This window comes from Pseudomonas sp. FSL R10-2189 (assembly GCF_009600325.1).
Lineage (GTDB): Bacteria > Pseudomonadota > Gammaproteobacteria > Pseudomonadales > Pseudomonadaceae > Aquipseudomonas > Aquipseudomonas helleri.
This window is the reverse complement of record NZ_WIVZ01000160.1, coordinates 1-275: the sequence shown is the minus strand read 5'-3', so window position 1 is coordinate 275 and position 275 is coordinate 1. Positions and strand designations below refer to the sequence as shown.

Genomic DNA, 275 nt, shown 5'->3' with positions numbered 1-275 from the left:
CACCTAGACTCGCCAACTGGACCGAAACAACCTCCGTCGTTTGTCGCGTATCAGCCAACGTCGTTCACGAGGACAGCTCCGATGATCAACCCCGACAAATTCACGGAAGCTATTATGGGTTCTATGACATGATTGAGTCCCAGGAAGGCGAAGCAACAGGCCGATCCCGCGATCTTGCCCTATTCGCTCGAGTCACCAACCAAGGCGATTCCCATCTGTGGCTCTCCTCCCTCCTTCCTCTCAATGGATCTGGAACCTACCCATGCTACCTAAAC

At 53.8% G+C, this 275-nt stretch carries 1 protein-coding gene; it reads left to right on the top strand.

Annotation, left to right across the window (positions count from 1 at the left end; all coding sequences use genetic code 11):
* Positions 1–275 (top strand): hypothetical protein (locus GHO32_RS27345; protein WP_153443145.1); only part of this gene is annotated, 275 nt, incomplete at both ends.